The following is a 16,464-nucleotide window of genomic DNA, read 5'->3' as shown; positions in this document are numbered from 1 at the left end:
CGCGGCGGCGATCAGGAGCTGGCGCGCTGGTCGAATCGTGGCACCGGCATGTGGCAATACGGGGTCTTGCGGGTGCGCACATAATAATTTTGATGGTACTCCTCGGCGGACCAGAACTTGCCGGCGTCCTCGACGGTGGTGGCGACGGCGTAGCCGTTGGCCTTGAGGCGGGCGATCAGCGAGTCGACGATCGCGCGCTGCTCGGGGCCGGTGACGAACACTGCAGTGCGGTACTGCGGGCCGATGTCGGGGCCCTGGCGATCGACCTCGGTGGGGTCGTGGATCTCGAAGAAGCGCTTGGCCACCGCTTCGTAGCCGATCTGCTGCGGATCGAAGGTGACGCGCACGGTCTCGGCGTGGCCGGTGACGCCGCTCGAGACCTGCTCGTAGGTCGGGGCGTCGACGGGGCCGCCCATGTAGCCCGACTCGACGTCGATCACGCCCGGCAGCTGCTCGAGGAAGTGCTCGACGCCCCAGAAGCAGCCGCCGGCGAAGTAGCCGAGCTCGGTGGCGCCGCTGGCGGTCTGCGTCGGCGCGGCGGCGGGCGCGGGCTTCTTGTGGTTGGACTCGGTGGTGCCGCAGGCGGCGGCGAGGGCGATCAGGCCGATGAACAGTCTTCGCGTGGTGGTGAGCATGGCGAGCGCTTCTGGGCTACGCGGGCGGGGGCGACGAGGTTACACGGGCGAGGTGGGCGGAAAAGCGCCCGGGCGCGATTCAGGCGCGGGGGCGGGCAGGAGCTCGGCGGTGAGGCTGGCGACGAGCTCGAGGACGGGCGCGACGCGCTCGGGATCGCGGGCGCGCCAGGCGGCGAGGACGGCGCGCACGGCGGCGGGATCGTCGGGGCGAGGTGGGGCGCCGAGGGGGACGGCGCGCAGGGCCACGTCGGGCGGGGTGTCGGCGTCGACGGGCCAGACCAGGCGCGGGTGGTCGTCGGCGCCGAGACGGAGCAGCAGGGCGCGCAGGACCGGGCGCAGCTCGACGGGTCGATCGTCGGCGAGCCGATCGAGCAGGACGCCCTCGAGCCATGGGTCGTCGGCTGTCCTCGGGGACAGGCTTCTTATATGGACTGCAGAGCTGCGGATCGCCAGCGGGGGGCCTCGTCGGTGCAGGTTCCAGCCGCTGGTGTCGACGCGGGTGAGGGCGATCCGTCCGCGCGCGGCCAGCCCGGCGAGCGCGGCGGCGAGGACCAGCGACGGGTCGCCGGTGAGCCGCGCGGCTGACTCGGAGGACATGTCGGAACAGTCAGGCGCAGGCACTGGCGAGCGGACGGTGTGGACGACGCCGCCGCTTACGGGGGCGCGGACGCGGACGAAGATTTGGCCGACGACGCGGTCGTCGTCGCTGGCCGCGGCGTCGCGCAGGTGCCAGCAGCGGCCGCGGTAGAGCTCGGGGATGGCGAGGATGACGCCGATGCCGAAGATCGAGCTCGGGAGGGCGACGAGGCCGATGCAGAGCGCGCCGGCGATGTGAAGAGGCGATTCGGGCGGCCAGAAAGGATACAGCCACCACAAGAGCGGACCTATGCCCATGAGCACTGCGGCGAGCAGGACGGCGAAGAGGGCCATGAGCAGCAGGTCGCCGAGACCGTCCCACCACGGCGGGCGCAGCCAGACGAGGCGAGGGTCGCGGGGGTGGCCGCAACGAGGGCCGCCGGGCGACCAGGCGCCGCAGGAGGTGCAGAGCGAGAGCTCGCGCCGGGCCATCGCTGCGCATGGTAGCGCACCCGCGCGGCGCGCAGGCCCGGGAGGTGGTTTCGGTGACTGCTGCGCCGAGCTGTTCGCAGAGCGTGGTCGCAGGTGCAGCCTGGCTTCGGTGCTTTTGCGACGGTGGCGGCGCGGCGGGGCTCACGGACTTGTGATGGCGCGGATGGGAGCGCGCGCGAGGCGGGGCCTTGAGTCGCGGGGCCTCGCGGCCTACTGTCCTTCGGGTCATGCCGCCGCCGCTGTACTGCGTCACCGACGCGACCGTGCCGGCGACGACGACCGAGCTGCTGGCGGGAGCCTGCGCGGCGCGGGGCGTGGCGTACGTGCCGGTCGACGTCGGGCGCTTCGACCCGTGCGAGGAGGCCTGGCTGCGGGCCGGCGATCTGCTGTTCCGCCCGGCGGTGTCGTACGCGGCGGTGCGGGTCGAGCAGGCGCTGTTCGCCGATTCGGTGGCGACGTTCTACGCGAGCGGCGAGGCGCTGTGCTTCGACGGCGCGGCGGCGCCGCTGCTGTTCGCGCGCCGCGGTCTGCCGATCCCCCGCACGGTCACGCTGCTGCGCAACGATCGCGCGCAGCAGCGCCGCGCGGTCGAGCTGCTCGGCGGGCTGCCGCTCGTGGTGAAGGTGCCGGGCGGCGAGGGCGGCGTGGGGGTGATGCTGCTCGAGAGCTGGGCGTCGCTGGTGTCGGTGCTCGACCATTTGTTCGCGGCCGGGCGCACGCCGCAGCTGATGACGTACGTGGCCGACGCGGTCCACTGGCGGGTAGTGGTGGTCGGGTCGCGGGCGGTCGCGGCCTATCGCAATCATCCGTATCCCGACGACTTCCGCAGCGGGCCGTCGAACGACCCCGCGGACTACGAGGTGCCACCGCCGTCGCCGCTGACGGAGCTGGCAGTGGCCGCGACGCGGGCGATCCGGCGCGAGTTCGCGGGGGTCGACATCCTCGCCCACGCGAGCGGCCGCTTGTACCTGCTCGAGGCCAACTTCCCGTGCTACTTCCCGCAGGCGCAGGTGGTCGGCGGGATCGACGTCGCGGGGGCGATGCTGGGGCACCTGCTGGAGAAATCGAGGCACCTCCTCGAGATTTAAATAAAATTTCCCTTCGGACATGTTCTGGTGGGCATGCTCTTTCGGGCATGTTCTTCAGAGAATGCTCTTTGAGGCATGTCCGAAATTTCAGCGTGGGCGCGACTTGGCGGCGTGCTCGCGGGCTCGCAGCTCGACGCGGACTGTGTCGCGCTTGGTGGTTTCTTCGACGGCGCGGGTCTTGAGCGACTGCTCGGCGGACTCGCTGCGGGCGGCTTGCGCGGAGCGTTCGCGGGCTTCGAGGACGAGGGTGGTCTGGCGCTGCTGGAACTCGGCGAGGCGGTCGGCGCGGTGTTGCTCGCGCGCGGCCTCGGCTCGCTGGCGATCCTGGTCCCGCGAGGGGCCGGGGGTCGTGGCGGCGCGGAGGACGGCCTTGTCGTCCTGCTCGTCGGATCGGGGCCCGGCGACGTCGGCCCGCCAGCGGGCGTCCTGGGCCGCCTGGGCCTGCTTGTCGCGCTGTTCGCCGGGTTGCAGGCGGCGCTCGGCGAGGGCGGCGACGAGGGCCTTGTGGGTCTGCTCGTGGGCCGGGCCGAACTCGCCGGCCAGCTTGGCGTGCTGCTCGCGGGCGGACAGCGCGGCGGCAGGGCCGACGAGGTCGCGGGTGAGGCGGTCGACCTCGGTCTTGGCGGCCTGCTCTTCGGCGAGCAGCGGGGCGACGGATTGCTTGCGGTCGGCCTCGTGGGCCGCGGCGAGTCCGGGCGCGAGCTCGACGCGCTGCTTGTCGGCCGCCTCGGCGGGGGAGTCTGCCCGCTTGGCCGCGGACTCGTAGGCGCCGAGCAGGTCGGCTTCGGCCTTCACGTGCTCCTCGGCGGTGACGAGCTGCAGCGGCGCGGCGAGGTTGGAGGCGCCGAGCTTGCGGTGCTGCTCGGCCTTATTGCGGTGCTCCTTGTCGACGTGCTCGTGTGGCGGGCGCTGGGAGGCGGCGTCGATCGGTGGCGGGATGTTTGGCTGATCCAGCATCGGCGTGGCGACGGCTTCGGTGAGGACGACGCCGGCCGCGGCGGCGCCGACGAGGGCGCCGAGGACCTCGCGGCGGCCGAGGGGGCGGACTGCAGCGGGTGGGCTGACGCGAGCGCGCAAGAGGCCGTGATCGGCAAGCTCGTCGAGGGCGCAGAAGATGTCCTCGGGGACAGCCGAGAGCAGCCGCGCCAGCTCGGTCGGGCTGCGCCGGCCGTCGACGAGGTCGAACAGGCTCGCGGCGAGGCCGAGCAGGACGACCTCGCCGCGCTCATGGTGGGTCAGGACGAGCGACCCGGCCGCACGCGTGACCGTCCAGCCGTCGCGCTCGAGCTCGGGGTTCACGATGCGAAGGGGCGTCACTCGGCGCCGGCGGTGCGCGCGAGCTTGTCGTAGTCGCCGCTCGTGATCCACTCGTCGAGGTGCTTGGCGCGGAGGATCGGGAACGGGTGGGTGCGCATGGCGGTGATGAGGAACTTGTAGACCTTGTTGAGGGTCGACTCGTCGGCCTCTTCGTAGGCGCGGATCTGCCGCAGGAACTCGTCCTGGTCCATCTCGGCGTAGAGCTTCTGGGCCCCGCCTGCCAGCTTCATGAACGTGCGGAGGGCGACGTCCTTGTCCTGTACGCACATCAGCGCGGCGCGGTCGGCCGACAGCTCGCTCTTGCGCATCCAATCATAGAGCGGCAGCTCGATGCCCTTGCCCAGCAGCGAGCCGAGGCCGAGCGTGGCCTGGCTGAAGATCTCGATCACCGCGGCGATGTTGCGGGCCACCGTGGTGTAGAGCGAGTGCTCGCACTTGATGTGGCCGACCTCGTGCGCCACCGCGTAGAACTGCTCCTGCTCGCCGAGCACGTCGACGAGGCCGGAGGTCAGGACGATGAAGGGCCGCGTGTGGCCGTAGGTGTAGGCGTTGGGCACCGGATCGAGGCTGACGTACATCTCGGGCTCTTCGACCCCGAGGATCGCGCAGCTCCACTTGAGGTAGCGGTACAGCCGCGGGAACATCTTCTCGGTCACGCGCACGTTGTCGGCGATGTTCTCGAGGTAGAGGATCCGCTCGAGGCCGTACTCCATGACCTTGGCGATCAGGCGGTCGAAGCCGGGCACGCGGTGGAGCGCGGCGGTGGCCTTGATGTCCCACGGGTGCATGAAGTCGCGGGGGCCGAGGCCGGGGTAGGTCCGCAGCTTGCGCTGCTTCCTGGCCGCACCCTGGTTGAGGTTGGGGTCGTTCATGGCGATCGCAGGGTCTTCTCGATGCGCTGGTGCAGATCGCGGCGCATGTTGGGGGGGACGGCGTGGCCGACGTCCGGCCACACCTTGATCGTGACCGGCCAGCCGAGGTCTTGCAGGTGCTCGACGGCCTGCTCGGTGGGCGCGAGCTTGACTGCCTGATCGACGGCGCCGTGAAGGGCGGCGATCGGCGGGGCGCCGGCCGGCTTCTGCCGCGGCCACAGCGGCGGCGGGAGCCAACCGCCGACCGGGAAGGCCGCCGCGAACAGCTCGGGCGCGCGGACTGCCAAATAGAACGAGAGCATGCCGCCCTGCGAGAAGCCGGTGACGACCGGCTTGCCGACGGTGGGCCGCGTCGCCACGAGCTCGCGCACGAACGGGACGAGGGCGTCGCCGGCGCGGGCGATGCCGCCGGACAGGCCGCTGACATCGGGGCTGCGCGCGCGGATCGGGAACCACGAGTAGCCGCCCTCGGGGAGCGGGTCGATGCCCCGGGGGAGGATCACGCGAGCGGCGATCGGGAGGTCGTCGACGAGGACGGAGAAGCGCTCGGGACGATCGCCGAGGCCGTGGATGGCGATGACCAGCGGCAACCTGGCCTCCGGGTCAGCCTTGCCGGTGACGAACTCGACGTACTCGACGCCGGCGAGCGCGCGGTAGGCGGGCGCGGGGGCGGTGGCGGGCGGAGCGGGAGCCGGAGCGGGGGCGGGAGTCGGGGCCGGAGAGGGGGCAGGAGCAGGGGCCGGCGCCGGGGACGGGACGCTGGCGGCCGCTGGCGCCACTGGCGGGTCGCAGGCGGCCAGCGCGGCGAGGAGGAGGTGACGGACGCGCAAGCGCAGGGACATCGGCGCGCGTAGCGTGGCACACCGCGCGGGCCCGGTCCAGGGGCGCGCGGCCGGCGGACAGGTAGGAAAACGGGCGGGCGCAAGAGCCGGACGGCGCGGCTGGTCGAAGGGGCAGGTGTGAGGCTGATGGTGGCGGAGCCGACGCGCGCGCGCCCGAACAAGATGGCCGAAGGGTCAGGTGGAGATGAGCGACGGTGTGGATCAGGATGTCCGAAGGGACATGTCCGAGGCCGGGGCGGAGGGGCGGCTGCTAGCTGGCCGAAGAGGCAGGTGCGGGCGATGCCGGCCGGCGCGGGGCCCGAGAGAGCGGGCGCGAGCGGGACAAGCTGTCCTGAGGACCATGTTTGATGCGCCCGCCGGCGATGCTCAGGCTGTCTGGAGGTACATGAGCGAGGTGTGGAGGGTGCGATGGTGCTGCTGGGCCGAGAGGTGAAGATCACGCTGTCCGAAGGGACATGTGCGCGACAAGGGAGCGCCGGTCGCGGGCGCCCGAAGCGACAGGTGATGGATGAGCGAAGCGGCAAGCCGCGCTCGTCAGGGGGCGCTCGTGCGAGCCTGTCCCCGAGGTCAGGTGTGGACGAGGAAGTCGATGGTGCCGGTGGTGGCGAACTCGGCGGCGTCGATCTCGACCTTGCCGCTGCCGCCGGCGAGGACCAGCATCGCCTCGATCACGGCCAGCTGACCGACCTGCCACACGCGCCGGCGCAGCAGCTCGGGCACGTGCTGGAAGCGGACGGTGGTCGGGCGGGCGAACAGGACCTCGCAGGTGCCGCAGTTGCGGGCGGTGAACTTCTGCGCGTGTGGGTAGGCCCGCAGCAGCTCGACGGGCTCGCGGCCGAAGATGTGGATCACGCCGCGCAGCAGCGGCTGGAACATCGGCATCGCGGGGGCGGCGGTGACCATCTCGGCGGCGAGCTCGTAGACGCCGGTCTCGCCGAGGACGGCGGCGACTGCCTCGTAGATGGCGGGCCCCCACGCGCCGGGCAGCCACTGCGTCCGCGAGGCCTCGGCGATCTCGCGCTGGACCTGCGGCTCGATGTGCCGCCGCACCTCGGGCGCCTCGGGCAGCTCGTCGACGTGCTCGAGCATCATCTTGAGCACGCTGGCCTTGAAGGCCGGCTCGGTCTCGAGCAGCGGTCGCAAAGCCGGAGGAAGATATCCGTGCGCAGCTCGCAGGTCGAGGGCTGGAGGGCCTCAGGCGCGGCGGTCGCGGCGCCAGGACGTCGCTCCAGCGGTGCGGACGGCTGCTGTCCGAAGGGACATGTTTTTAAGAATGGGGGCACGCAGGCGGTGCGTGGGGGCTCGCGGCCGCCGAATGATGAGGGCTTCCGAGCAGACCGAATGCGGGCTGCGAGGTCGGCCCGCGCGGCGACGCGAACGCGGCGGTGATGCTCGGCTTGCGCAGCGACATGAACAGGGGCCATCGAGGGGCCGCGGGTGTGACTGCGATGCCGGCTCGCGCGGCCATTGGAGCAGGGCCCGCGGAAGCCGACGGTGTGACCGGGGTGCCTGGCTCGCGCAGCGATTCGACGGCGGGCCGGCGAACAGGCCGACCATGCCGCGGGCCATGAGCTGCTCGTGCAGCGTCATGAACAGGGCCGCGAGGGATCGACGGTGTGACTGCGATGCCTGACCACAGGGCGACGTGACAGGGCCTTCTGGCTCGCGGGGCGCGTCAGGCGGGGCGGGCGAGGCGGCGGAACAGGAACAGGCGCTCGACGGCGAACAGCGGGGCGAAGGCGAGGCCGAGCAGCGGGTAGGGGAAGAAGATCGCCATGATCGCCCACACGCCGAAGTGGAAGGCCCAGGCGAGCAGGGACCACACGCGGGCGAACTTCGGGCCGAGCAGGGCGACGGGGGCCAGCAGCTCGAGCAGCAGGCTGGCGGTGGCCAGCGGCGGGAACAGCCAGGCGTGGCCGACCAGCCAGGCGCCCAGAGGCGAGTACCAGTCGCCGAGCAGGTGCTTGCGCAGGTTGTCGTAGGCGATGTAGTTGCGCAGCAGGTCGGAGGTGGCCCAGCCGAGGCCGGACAGGCGCAGCTTGGCGACGCCGGCGACGAAGTAGGAGCCGACGGTGAGCAGGGCGAGCAGGCGCACCGGCCAGCCGTACGTGGTCGAAGGGACAGGTGGGGGAGCGCCGCGGCGACGGGCGCGGCGGGCGTCGAGCGACCAGGCGTCGGCGGCCCGCGAGCAGCCGAGCGCGAGCACGTGCATGACCAGCAGGTTCTCGGTGTGGAAGATCATGCCCCAGGCGTTGCGGTAGCTCAGGACCCACAGCAGGACCAGGGCGAACGCGGGGCCGGTGATCCGGAAGGCGAGGCCGAGGGCGAAGGCGAGGCCGAGGAGCAGGGCGACGAGGGCCTGGACGAGCACCGCGGCCGGCGGGAGCGGGGCCCCGAGGAGCGAGACGACGCCGACCGGGCGGAAGCCGCCGAGGCCGTGCAGGCCGAGCAGGTTGGGCATCCGCGCGGCCAGGTAGACGACCGCGAAGCCGCCGACGAGCAGGCGCAGGGCCGCGAGGCGCTCGGGCGGGGCGACCGGGCGGTACCAGCGGTCCACGGCCCGGGCTGCCCGTGAGAGCATGTCGGAGAGGCCATGTCCTTGCGGACCTGTCGCATGGGACATGTCATTCATCGCGGGAGCTTGCAGCGGGCCTGCCGCTTGGGCGGAGCCAGCGGGGTGAGGTCGCCGGCGAAGTAGGCGAGGGCGTCGTGGCGTTCCGTCAGCAGCTCGACCGCGACGGCCTCGGCGTGGGCGGGGTCGGCGGCGACGCGGCGGGCGACCGCCTTGCACAGCGCGGCGCTGGCCTTCTTGCCGCGGCGGATCGCGTGGCGCAGGGTGACGTCGGCTTGCAGCACCTCGTCGCTGCCGAGCGCGCGCGGGGGCAGGGCGACGTGGGTGCCGTCGGGCAGGACGGCGACGGCGCGGTGGACGGTGGTGACCGCGTCCTTGCGGCCGTGGGCGAACATCGGGAAGCTCGAGAACGGGAAGGAGTCGTAGCCGAGCGGGCGCAGCATCGGCGACAGCGACAGGCCGAGCAGGACGAGGCCGACCAGCCACGGCCAGGGAGCAGGGCCTCTGGTCGGGGGTGGCGCAGAGGACATGTCTTCGGGGACATGTGAGGGCGGGCGCGAGGAGGCGTCGCCGCCGGGCGGGGGCGAGGCTCGCTCGTCGGCGCCGCGGGGGTCAGCCACCCTGGCTCCGCGGCAGCAGGCCGAGCTCGCGGCCGCCGTGGCCGAGGGCCGACCAGGCGTGCTGGGTGTAGTCGATGCGCACGTCGAGCGAGCCGACCGACTCCGACCAGCCGCCGGCGACCTTCTGTTCGCGCGAGCAGGCGAAGCAGTTGGCGGCGGACCACTGCTGCTCGACGAGGAAGGTCAGGACCTTCGTCATCAGCGCGGCGTCTTCGGGGCGCTGCTGGTCGTCCGCGGCGCGCACGGCCATCGCCGCGGCGAGGGCCTCGCCGAAGCCGGCCGACGGGGTGTTGTGCGGCACGAGCACGTTGCCGAACCCGTACGAGCCGACCAGCTCGGGGGCCACGCCGCTCGACTCGTCCATGATCAGGCGCCGCTTGAAGTCGACGTAGTCGAGGCAGAAGCGCTCGTAACCCGCGTGGCGGTGGACGCCGAGGGCGGCGCGGGCGGCCAGGCAGTGCCAGTTCTCCTCGAGGAAGAAGAAGCCGTAGAGGCCGTGGGCCCAGTAGTCGTCGGCGAAGTAGTCCATGGCCCGCTGGACCGCGGCCTGGACCTCGGCGTGCGGCGGCAACAGCTCGCTCGGCGCGCTCGCGCTCAGCTGCTCGAGCAGGACCAGGGCGTACACGGCCTGGCCGGCGGCGTAGAGGAGGTCGGGGCCGACGTGGGCCTCGCCGGTGGCGAGGGTGACGCGGGCATGGAAGCCGCCGTCGGGCCGCTGCATCGCCAGCAGGTAGCGGCCGAGCGCGCCGATCAGCTCGTCGTGCTGCGGGCCGGTGCGGTCGCGGCAGGTGAGGAAGGCGATCAGCGGCAAGGCGGTGCTGCCGAGGTCACCGAGGACGGGCGGGCGACCTTCCTGATAGGACAGGACCGAATAGCCAGCTTGCGGGTAGTCCTTGCGCAGGCCGGCGAGCATGGCGAGCGAGCTGCGGGCGGCCGGCACCGCGGCTTTGCTGCCGAGCTCGCACAGCGCGAGGGTGGTGCCGGCCTGGCGCGGGACGGCGAAGCCGCGCCAGGTGACCTTGCCGGTGAACGGGTGCAGGAGGTAGCGGAAGCGGCCGTCGTCGGCCTGGGCGGCGAGGATGTGGGCCTCGGCGCCGGCGACGGAGGCGGCGAGGCGCTCGGCGTCGAGGCGCTCGATCGGGTCGCGCTGGCGCGGCAGCGGGCGCACGCGGCCGGTGCGATCGACGAGCAGGCTGACCGTGGCGAGGCGCGTGAGGCCGTCGACGCCGACGTCGGGCTCGGGAGCCGGGTCGGCCTTGCGCGCGAGGGCCTTGCGCAGGGCCGCCGGCGCGGCGCCGAACCGCAGGTCCTCGATGAACGGCAGCGGGGTGTAGGTGAGGAATTGATTGAGGCCGAGCAGCTGCCACGGGAGCAGGCAGCGCGCGCCGTCGCAGGCGCCGTCGAGGCCGGGCCGCAGGAGCAGCGGCAACGGGCCGGGCAAGCCGTCGCGCAGCGGCTGGGCGCCGCTGACCACGTCGATCTTCATCGGCCCGGGCGCGCCGGCGTCGGCGACCACGGCCCCGAGCGCGGTGACCAGCTCGGCGGCGCTTTCGGCCTGCACGCAACGCGCGGCCGGGCGCAGCTTGGCCGGCTTGCCCTTCTGCGCCGGCCTGTCGGCGACGGGGTAGACGACGAAGGCGGTGGGGCGATCGATTGGGAAGTCGCAGGTGATCGGCGCACGTGTCCACAAGGACAGGTCGCCGTCGGGCCGCGGGCGCGGACGCGGGAGGACGTCCTGGATCGCGGCGGCGAGGGCCGCGGGGTCGTGATCGATCACGGCGATCGGCTCGGGGGCAGCCGCGGAGGCGGCGCGCCACAGCGAGAAGGTGACGAAGGCGATCGCCACCGCGAGGCCGCCGGTGACGCGCCGGCGCAGGCCGGGGCCGGAGCCGAGGCCACCGGTGGCGGCCAGACCCCACACCGCGAAGGGCAGGGTGAGGAGGACGAGGACGCCCCACACGGCGGCCAGGGCCGCGAACACGCCCTTGCCGAGGCCACCGTAGAGCGCGGCGACGTAGGTGCCGGCGCGCGCGGCAATGAGGGTCTGGATGGCGAGATAGAGCAGCGACAGGGCGGAGCCGATCCGCCACACGAGGCCGCGCCGGCGGCTGCCCACGAGCGCGAACGCGGCAGTGATTGCGTGGGCGAGCGCGAGGACGGCGGTCATCGCCGCGAACGCGGTCCAGCGCTGCCACGGGAGCACGCTCGCGGCCCAGGCGAAGATGCACGCGTGGACGAGCGCGAGGGCGGCGAGCGACCAGCGCGGGACAGGACGGGGCGACGTGGACAGACCCGGCGCGCTCGGGTCCTGGGGCGAGACCATACGAGGCGTGTACCACATGCAGGCGATGTCCTGCTTCGCTTGTCCGCGCCCGCGCGTCGGCGTCGGGGGTGCAAGCGGCGAGGAAGGGTGCTATTGCCGAGAGCGGATGGTCGGTTCGGTCGTCGCGTCGGCGCTGTCGCTCGTGGTCGCCGTGTCTCCCGCTGTCCCGCAGGCAGCCGCGCCGCCCGGTCGCGCGCCGCGCCGCGGGGACGCGGCGGAGGTGCGCCTGTCGCCGGACGCGCGGCTGGGGCTCGGGATGGGCCTCGGCCTGACCGGCGGCCTGATGATGGGGACGGGGATCGGCCTCGCCTTGCGCGACCGTCACGTGTATCGGGCGTTCGTGCCGGCGCCGAACAACGCTGCTTATGTCGCGGCCGTGACCGCGACCAACACCGGCTCGGGGATGATCGGCGCGGGCCTCGGGCTCGGGGCGAGTGCGCTCACCGCGGGGCTCGGGGCGCGCGACCGGGCGCTGTGGAGCGAGGTCGCGATCGGGGGGACGCTCGCCATCGCCGGGGTGGCGTGGTACGTCACCGAGTGGCAGCGCGTGCAGAAGATGCTCTACGACGGCGGCAAAGATGACGCGGCGCTCGACCTGACGCCGATGCGGCGCGAAGCCGCGGCGGCGGCCTTCATCGGCGCCGGCGTCGGCCTGGCCTTCGGGGCAGGTGTGGCGCTGCTGACCCGCTATCTCGTCGCCCGTCGGCTGGTCCGCCCGGGCCGCGCGTCGCTCGCCGGCGCGCCGCTGGGCGTCGGGCTGGTGGCGCGCTTCTGACTTTCGACTCGCCATGGCCGCTGCGTCCCGCGTACTCCTCCCCGGCCTCGTCGCCGCCGCGCTGGCGGCCGCGACGGCGCCCGGCTGTCACTCGTCCGGCTGTCGCGACAGCGACTACGCCTGCGCCGCGCTGGCCGACACCCACACCAGCGGCGAGCCGGACACGACCACCACCGAGACGACGACGTCGACGCCGCCGCTGACGACGTCGACGGAGCCGACCTCGACGACCGAGCCGCCGCCGACCTGCGGCGACGGGGTGGTCGCCGGCGACGAGCTGTGCGACGACGGCAACGCCGACGACCTCGACGCCTGCAAGTCGGACTGCACGCCGACGGCCTGCGGCGACGGGGTGGTCCAGGCCGGCGAGGAGTGCGACGACGGCAACGCCGACGACTCCGACGCGTGCGTCGGCACGTGCCGGTGGGCCCGCTGCGGCGACGGCTTCGTCCACGCGGCCAGCGAGGAGTGCGACGACGGCCCGGCCAACGACAACCAGGCCTACGAGGGCTGCACCACCGGCTGCGTCCGCGGGCCCCGCTGCGGCGACGCGCTCGTCAACGGCGACGAGGACTGCGACGACAACAACACCGACGAGACCGACGGCTGCATGTCGTCGTGCGTCGAGGCCAAGAGCTGCCTGCAGGTCAAGACGGCGCTGCCCGAGGCGAGCACCGGCCAGTACCGCATCTGGCCCGAGGCGCTGGGCAGCGAGAACAGCGTCGACGTGTGGTGCGACATGGACAGCGACGGCGGCGGCTACACGTTCCTCAAGGTCGACACCGAGTTCGGGCTCGAGAGCGACAAGGGCGCCAAGAAGGCCGAGGAGGTGTGCAAGAAGTACGGGATGCACCTGCTCGTCACGCGCACGCCGGCGCACGTGATGTCGTCCTACGAGGTAGCGACCACCGCCAACGTCGCCCCGGTCGGCGGCGGCACGGTGCCCGCGGGGATCGACTACCTGGCGATCCTGGCGATCTATCCGACGACGCCGGGGGCCACGTGCGAGCTGAAGGCCCTCAACTCGACCGACTGCCCGGGCTGGCGCGCCGGCGACGACCAACCGTACTGGGTCCGCGACACGCCCTACGCCGACCAGCCCGACGCCGACCACTGCGCCGGCTGCTCGATGTTCTACAAGTGGAACCCCGACGGCACCGCCAAGAGCTACACGACCGTGAGCTTCGGCGAGGGCGCGAGCAGCTACCGCTTCCTCTGCGACATCGGCGACAAGCACCCGTGAGCCGCGGCCGGGCGGCCGATCGCCGTGAGTCGACGACGCGCTCTCGGGGGCGGGCGAGGGCTACAGCGCGCGCTGAAGTCGTGCCATAACCCGGCCATGATGATCCTCGCGCACCGCGGCGCCAGCGATACCCACCTCGAGAACACGCTGCCCGCGTTTCTCCACGCGCTGGAGCGCGGCGCCGACGGCGTCGAGCTCGACGTGCAGCTGTCCCGCGACGGTGAGGTGGTGGTGTTCCACGACCCCGAGCTCGCGCGCCTGGCCGGCCGCCAGCAGCGGATCGAGCACACCACGTGGGACGAGCTGGCGCAGGTGCAGCTCCACCGCAACCAGCGGATCCCCCGGCTCACCGACCTTCTCGACGTGTGGCCGACCGACCGCTGGCTCAACGTCGAGCTCAAGGCCGGCGGCCCGGCGGTGGCCCAGAAGACCGTCGCGCTGCTGGCCGGCCGCCCGAAGGTGATCCTGTCGAGCTTCGACCCGCGCCTGCTGCTGGCCGCCCGCGCGGCCGGCAGCGCCTACGAGCACGCGCTGCTGCTCGCGGCCCAGAGCCCGCCGTTCCTTTACGTCAGCGCCCAGGCGTTCGGCTGCGGCGCGGTCCACCTCGACCACCGCCTCACCACCGCCGCCACGGTCGCCCGCTACCACGCGCAGGGCCTGGTCGTCGGCGTGTGGACCGTCAACAGCCTGCTGCGCAAGCAAGAGGTCGCCGCCTGGGGCGTCGACCGCATCATCACCGACTGTCCGTGAGGACATGTCGCCCGGGACATGGCCCTACGCGCATGGCGTGAGGGTCATGTACCGACCCGCGCCGGCCGCTCGGTGTAGAGCGCCTCGGCCAGGTGCAGCGGGAACCGGCGGACCGACAGCAGGTGGCGCGCCGCGCCGAGCGGGCTCTTGGGCAGCTTGGTGAAGTACCGCATGGCCCGCGGCAGCTCGCCGAAGGTCCGCTCGAGCACGCGGAAGTGGTCGTCGTCGAGGATGTTCTCGCGCACCAGCGAGGCGGTCATCGGCTGGCGGCGCCGGAACTCGCGCACGTAGGCGAGCAGGCGGTCGTGGTACTCGGGGTCCTCGACCGTGGCGAGCAGCGAGGCGGCCCGCGGGTGGGTGCCGCCGAGGATCGCCACGATCTGCTCCTCCATCGCGTGCAGGCCGTCGGGGAAGGACTCGAGCAGCTGCAGGTCGTAGTCGGGGTTGGCGTGGACGACCTGGAGGACGTGGCCGATGATGGTGTCGCGCGCGCTGTTGAGGCCCGTCGGGTCGATCAGCGACGCCGGGTCGTCGAGGAAGCGCAGCAGGGTGTGAAAATAGAAGTTGATGCCCTTCGACCGGTAATAGTCGGCCGCGCAAGGGACGATGAAGAAGCGCAGCATGTCGATCGCCCCGAGCATCCGCTGGAGCCGCGTCGGGATCTCTTCGACCCACCCCAGCTCCTTGAGGCGCTGCAGCCGCGGCACGACCTGCCGCTCGTCGCCATAACTGCGGAGCGCCAGGGCCAGGTTGAAGAGCTTGCGGCGCCGCGTCGGACCGTCGCCCATCGCCCTGCGGAGTAACGTGAAGGGTGGCTCTCGAAGACGGGAAGTCGTCGTCTCGGGTCGCGGGGGAGGCTCGGTCGCTCGCATGGCCATGCTTTCCTGGAACGTGAGGGCGAGGAGGCGGGTGTGCAAGAACGTTCGCAGCTCGCCGGGGCCGACTTGGGTCACACCCCGCAGAGCCGCGTCTGCGCCGTGCTAGCCTGGCTCTGGTGAAGCTCCGTGAGGCGCGCCGGCGCTTGCCCGTGGTGGAGTCGTTGCCGCCAGGTCGCGGCCGCCGCGTGCTGCCGCCGCCGCGGGGCGCGGTGCAGCGGCCGGCGCTGGCGGTCTGGGAGTTCACGCGCGCCTGCGACCAGCGCTGCAAGGCTTGCGGACCCCGTGCGGGAGTCGCGCGGCCCGACGAGCTGTCGACCGACGAGGCGCTTCGCCTGGTCGACGAGCTGGCCGAGCTCGGCGTCGGCGAGGTGGCGCTGATCGGCGGCGAGGCGTACCTGCGCGCGGATGTCCTTTGGGTCATCCGGCGGATCCGCGAGCGCGGGATGAGCTGCTCGATGACGACCGGCGGGCTCGGGCTGACGCAGACGCGCGCCGATGCGCTGGTCGAGGCCGGGCTGCAGCTGGTGTCGGTGTCGATCGACGGGCTCGAGGCCAGCCACGACGCGCTGCGCGGGACGCCCGGCGGCTGGCGCCGCTGCTTCGAGGCGCTGGCGCACAGCCGCAAGGCAGGCGCGCGGATCGCCGCCAACACCCAGATCAATCGCCTGTCCTGGCGCGAGCTGCTGCCGCTGTGCGACCTGCTGGCCGACGCCGGGGTCGAGGTGTGGCAGATGTTCTTGACGATGCCGCACGGCAACGCGGCCGACCACCCCGAGCTGCTGCTGCAACCATTCGAGCTGCTCGAGCTGTTCCCCGCGCTCGACCGCGTGATCGCCCGCTGCGCGGCGCGCAGGATGAGGTTCTGGCCCGGCAACAACCTCGGCTACTTCGGCCCGCTCGAGGGCAAGCTGCGGCGCCTGCAGCAGGAAGACGGCCACTACAAGGGCTGCTCGGCCGGCCGCACGGGGCTCGGGATCGAGGCCGACGGGACCATCAAGTCGTGCCCGAGCCTCGGCGGAGCGGTCAACGCCGGCGGCAACTGGCGCGACCACGGCCTGCGCGCGCTGTGGGAGCGGGCGCCGGAGATCCGCTACGTCGAGGACCGCGGCGTCGATTCGCTGTGGGGCTACTGCCGCGATTGCTACTACGCGGAGACGTGCATGGGCGGCTGCACCGCGATGAGCGAGCCGCTGCTCGGGCGGCCAGGCAACAACCCGTATTGTCACCACCGCGCGCTCGAGATGGACCGCATGGGGCTGCGCGAGCGCGTGGAGCAGGTGGCCGGCGCGGACGACGAGGCGTTCGCGCACGGGCTGTTCCAGATCGTGCGCGAGCCGAAGGTCGCGGGCGCGCTGCCGGTGACGATCGAGGGGCCGCGCACGGGCCGCGAGGTGGCGTTCTTCGGCGCCGGAACGCCGCTCGAGCGGGCGGGCGAGACCTTGTCGTGAGGGACATGTGCGAAGGGACATGTCCCGAAGCGC

At 72.7% G+C, this 16,464-nt stretch carries 15 protein-coding genes; 5 read left to right on the top strand and 10 right to left on the bottom strand.

The annotated features are described in order from the left end of the window. Positions 1-11: 11 nt before the first annotated feature. A complete protein-coding gene (gene msrA / locus OV090_RS36540) occupies positions 12-635 on the bottom strand; it encodes a peptide-methionine (S)-S-oxide reductase MsrA (protein ID WP_267709347.1) in 624 nt (207 codons plus the stop codon). A gap of 39 nt (positions 636-674) precedes the next feature. After that, positions 675-1,703: a hypothetical protein gene (locus OV090_RS36535; protein ID WP_267709346.1), complete on the bottom strand. Its 1,029-nt coding sequence runs from the start codon at positions 1,701-1,703 to the stop codon at positions 675-677. Positions 1,704-1,930: 227 nt separating this feature from the next. Here OV090_RS36535 and OV090_RS36530 point away from each other — a divergent pair, with 227 nt between their 5' ends. Further along, positions 1,931-2,791 (top strand): hypothetical protein, encoded by an 861-nt coding sequence (locus OV090_RS36530; protein WP_267709345.1) that lies wholly within the window; start codon positions 1,931-1,933, stop codon positions 2,789-2,791. Positions 2,792-2,878: 87 nt separating this feature from the next. On the opposite strand, the gene OV090_RS36525 is transcribed toward OV090_RS36530, so the two are convergent. The 7 genes from OV090_RS36525 to OV090_RS36495 form a co-directional block, all read right to left on the bottom strand. After that, positions 2,879-4,090, bottom strand: a complete 1,212-nt coding sequence (locus OV090_RS36525) for a hypothetical protein (RefSeq protein ID WP_267709344.1) — start codon at positions 4,088-4,090, stop codon at positions 2,879-2,881. Between the two features lie 14 nt (positions 4,091-4,104). Beyond that, the gene (locus OV090_RS36520) at positions 4,105-4,980 is read right to left on the bottom strand and encodes a M48 family metallopeptidase (protein WP_267709343.1); all 876 of its coding nucleotides are present in this window, start codon (positions 4,978-4,980) and stop codon (positions 4,105-4,107) included. Beyond that, a complete protein-coding gene (locus OV090_RS36515) occupies positions 4,977-5,822 on the bottom strand; it encodes a dienelactone hydrolase family protein (RefSeq protein ID WP_267709342.1) in 846 nt (281 codons plus the stop codon). Before OV090_RS36515 ends, OV090_RS36520 begins: the two co-directional genes overlap by 4 nt. Before the next feature lie 567 nt (positions 5,823-6,389). Then, complete coding sequence (locus tag OV090_RS36510; RefSeq protein WP_267709341.1) at positions 6,390-6,965, bottom strand: hypothetical protein; 576 nt, start codon at positions 6,963-6,965, stop codon at positions 6,390-6,392. 532 nt (positions 6,966-7,497) lie between these two features. Further along, positions 7,498-8,403 (bottom strand): HTTM domain-containing protein, encoded by a 906-nt coding sequence (locus OV090_RS36505; RefSeq protein ID WP_267709340.1) that lies wholly within the window; start codon positions 8,401-8,403, stop codon positions 7,498-7,500. A gap of 47 nt (positions 8,404-8,450) precedes the next feature. Beyond that, positions 8,451-8,924, bottom strand: coding sequence for a hypothetical protein (locus OV090_RS36500; RefSeq protein WP_267709339.1), 474 nt, complete (start codon positions 8,922-8,924; stop codon positions 8,451-8,453). 82 nt (positions 8,925-9,006) lie between these two features. Then, complete coding sequence (locus OV090_RS36495) at positions 9,007-11,337, bottom strand: hypothetical protein (RefSeq protein WP_267709338.1); 2,331 nt, start codon at positions 11,335-11,337, stop codon at positions 9,007-9,009. Between the two features lie 106 nt (positions 11,338-11,443). On the opposite strand from OV090_RS36495, the gene OV090_RS36490 reads away from it, so the two are divergent. The 3 genes from OV090_RS36490 to OV090_RS36480 all read left to right on the top strand — a co-directional run bounded on the left by OV090_RS36490 (position 11,444) and on the right by OV090_RS36480 (position 14,105). Next, on the top strand, positions 11,444-12,112 hold the full coding sequence (locus OV090_RS36490) for a hypothetical protein (protein ID WP_267709337.1): 669 nt from the start codon (positions 11,444-11,446) through the stop codon (positions 12,110-12,112). A gap of 13 nt (positions 12,113-12,125) precedes the next feature. Next, positions 12,126-13,355, top strand: coding sequence for a DUF4215 domain-containing protein (locus OV090_RS36485; RefSeq protein ID WP_267709336.1), 1,230 nt, complete (start codon positions 12,126-12,128; stop codon positions 13,353-13,355). Positions 13,356-13,451: 96 nt separating this feature from the next. Continuing rightward, positions 13,452-14,105, top strand: coding sequence for a glycerophosphodiester phosphodiesterase (locus tag OV090_RS36480; protein WP_267709335.1), 654 nt, complete (start codon positions 13,452-13,454; stop codon positions 14,103-14,105). Positions 14,106-14,149: 44 nt separating this feature from the next. Here the strand turns inward: OV090_RS36480 and OV090_RS36475 are convergent, their stop codons facing one another. Next, a complete protein-coding gene (locus tag OV090_RS36475; RefSeq protein WP_267709334.1) occupies positions 14,150-14,893 on the bottom strand; it encodes a hypothetical protein in 744 nt (247 codons plus the stop codon). A gap of 206 nt (positions 14,894-15,099) precedes the next feature. Here OV090_RS36475 and OV090_RS36470 point away from each other — a divergent pair, with 206 nt between their 5' ends. Further along, the gene (locus tag OV090_RS36470; RefSeq protein WP_267709333.1) at positions 15,100-16,431 is read left to right on the top strand and encodes a radical SAM protein; all 1,332 of its coding nucleotides are present in this window, start codon (positions 15,100-15,102) and stop codon (positions 16,429-16,431) included. Positions 16,432-16,464: the final 33 nt, after the last annotated feature.

This window comes from Nannocystis sp. RBIL2 (assembly GCF_026626745.1).
Taxonomy (GTDB): Bacteria; Myxococcota_A; Polyangia; order Nannocystales; family Nannocystaceae; genus Nannocystis.
This window is presented reverse-complemented; position numbering and strand designations above follow the sequence as displayed.

What these genes read in the sequence shown, in the direction of transcription:
- OV090_RS36475 (WP_267709334.1), bottom strand. Translation starts at nt 14,893, where the DNA reads ATGGGCGACGGTCCGACGCGGCGCCGCAAGCTCTTCAACCTGGCCCTG.
- msrA (WP_267709347.1), bottom strand. Translation starts at nt 635, where the DNA reads ATGCTCACCACCACGCGAAGACTGTTCATCGGCCTGATCGCCCTCGCC.
- OV090_RS36505 (WP_267709340.1), bottom strand. Translation starts at nt 8,403, where the DNA reads ATGCTCTCACGGGCAGCCCGGGCCGTGGACCGCTGGTACCGCCCGGTC.
- OV090_RS36480 (WP_267709335.1), top strand. Translation starts at nt 13,452, where the DNA reads ATGATGATCCTCGCGCACCGCGGCGCCAGCGATACCCACCTCGAGAAC.
- OV090_RS36535 (WP_267709346.1), bottom strand. Translation starts at nt 1,703, where the DNA reads ATGGCCCGGCGCGAGCTCTCGCTCTGCACCTCCTGCGGCGCCTGGTCG.
- OV090_RS36515 (WP_267709342.1), bottom strand. Translation starts at nt 5,822, where the DNA reads ATGTCCCTGCGCTTGCGCGTCCGTCACCTCCTCCTCGCCGCGCTGGCC.
- OV090_RS36495 (WP_267709338.1), bottom strand. Translation starts at nt 11,337, where the DNA reads ATGGTCTCGCCCCAGGACCCGAGCGCGCCGGGTCTGTCCACGTCGCCC.
- OV090_RS36490 (WP_267709337.1), top strand. Translation starts at nt 11,444, where the DNA reads ATGGTCGGTTCGGTCGTCGCGTCGGCGCTGTCGCTCGTGGTCGCCGTG.
- OV090_RS36520 (WP_267709343.1), bottom strand. Translation starts at nt 4,980, where the DNA reads ATGAACGACCCCAACCTCAACCAGGGTGCGGCCAGGAAGCAGCGCAAG.
- OV090_RS36500 (WP_267709339.1), bottom strand. Translation starts at nt 8,924, where the DNA reads ATGTCCTCTGCGCCACCCCCGACCAGAGGCCCTGCTCCCTGGCCGTGG.
- OV090_RS36530 (WP_267709345.1), top strand. Translation starts at nt 1,931, where the DNA reads ATGCCGCCGCCGCTGTACTGCGTCACCGACGCGACCGTGCCGGCGACG.
- OV090_RS36485 (WP_267709336.1), top strand. Translation starts at nt 12,126, where the DNA reads ATGGCCGCTGCGTCCCGCGTACTCCTCCCCGGCCTCGTCGCCGCCGCG.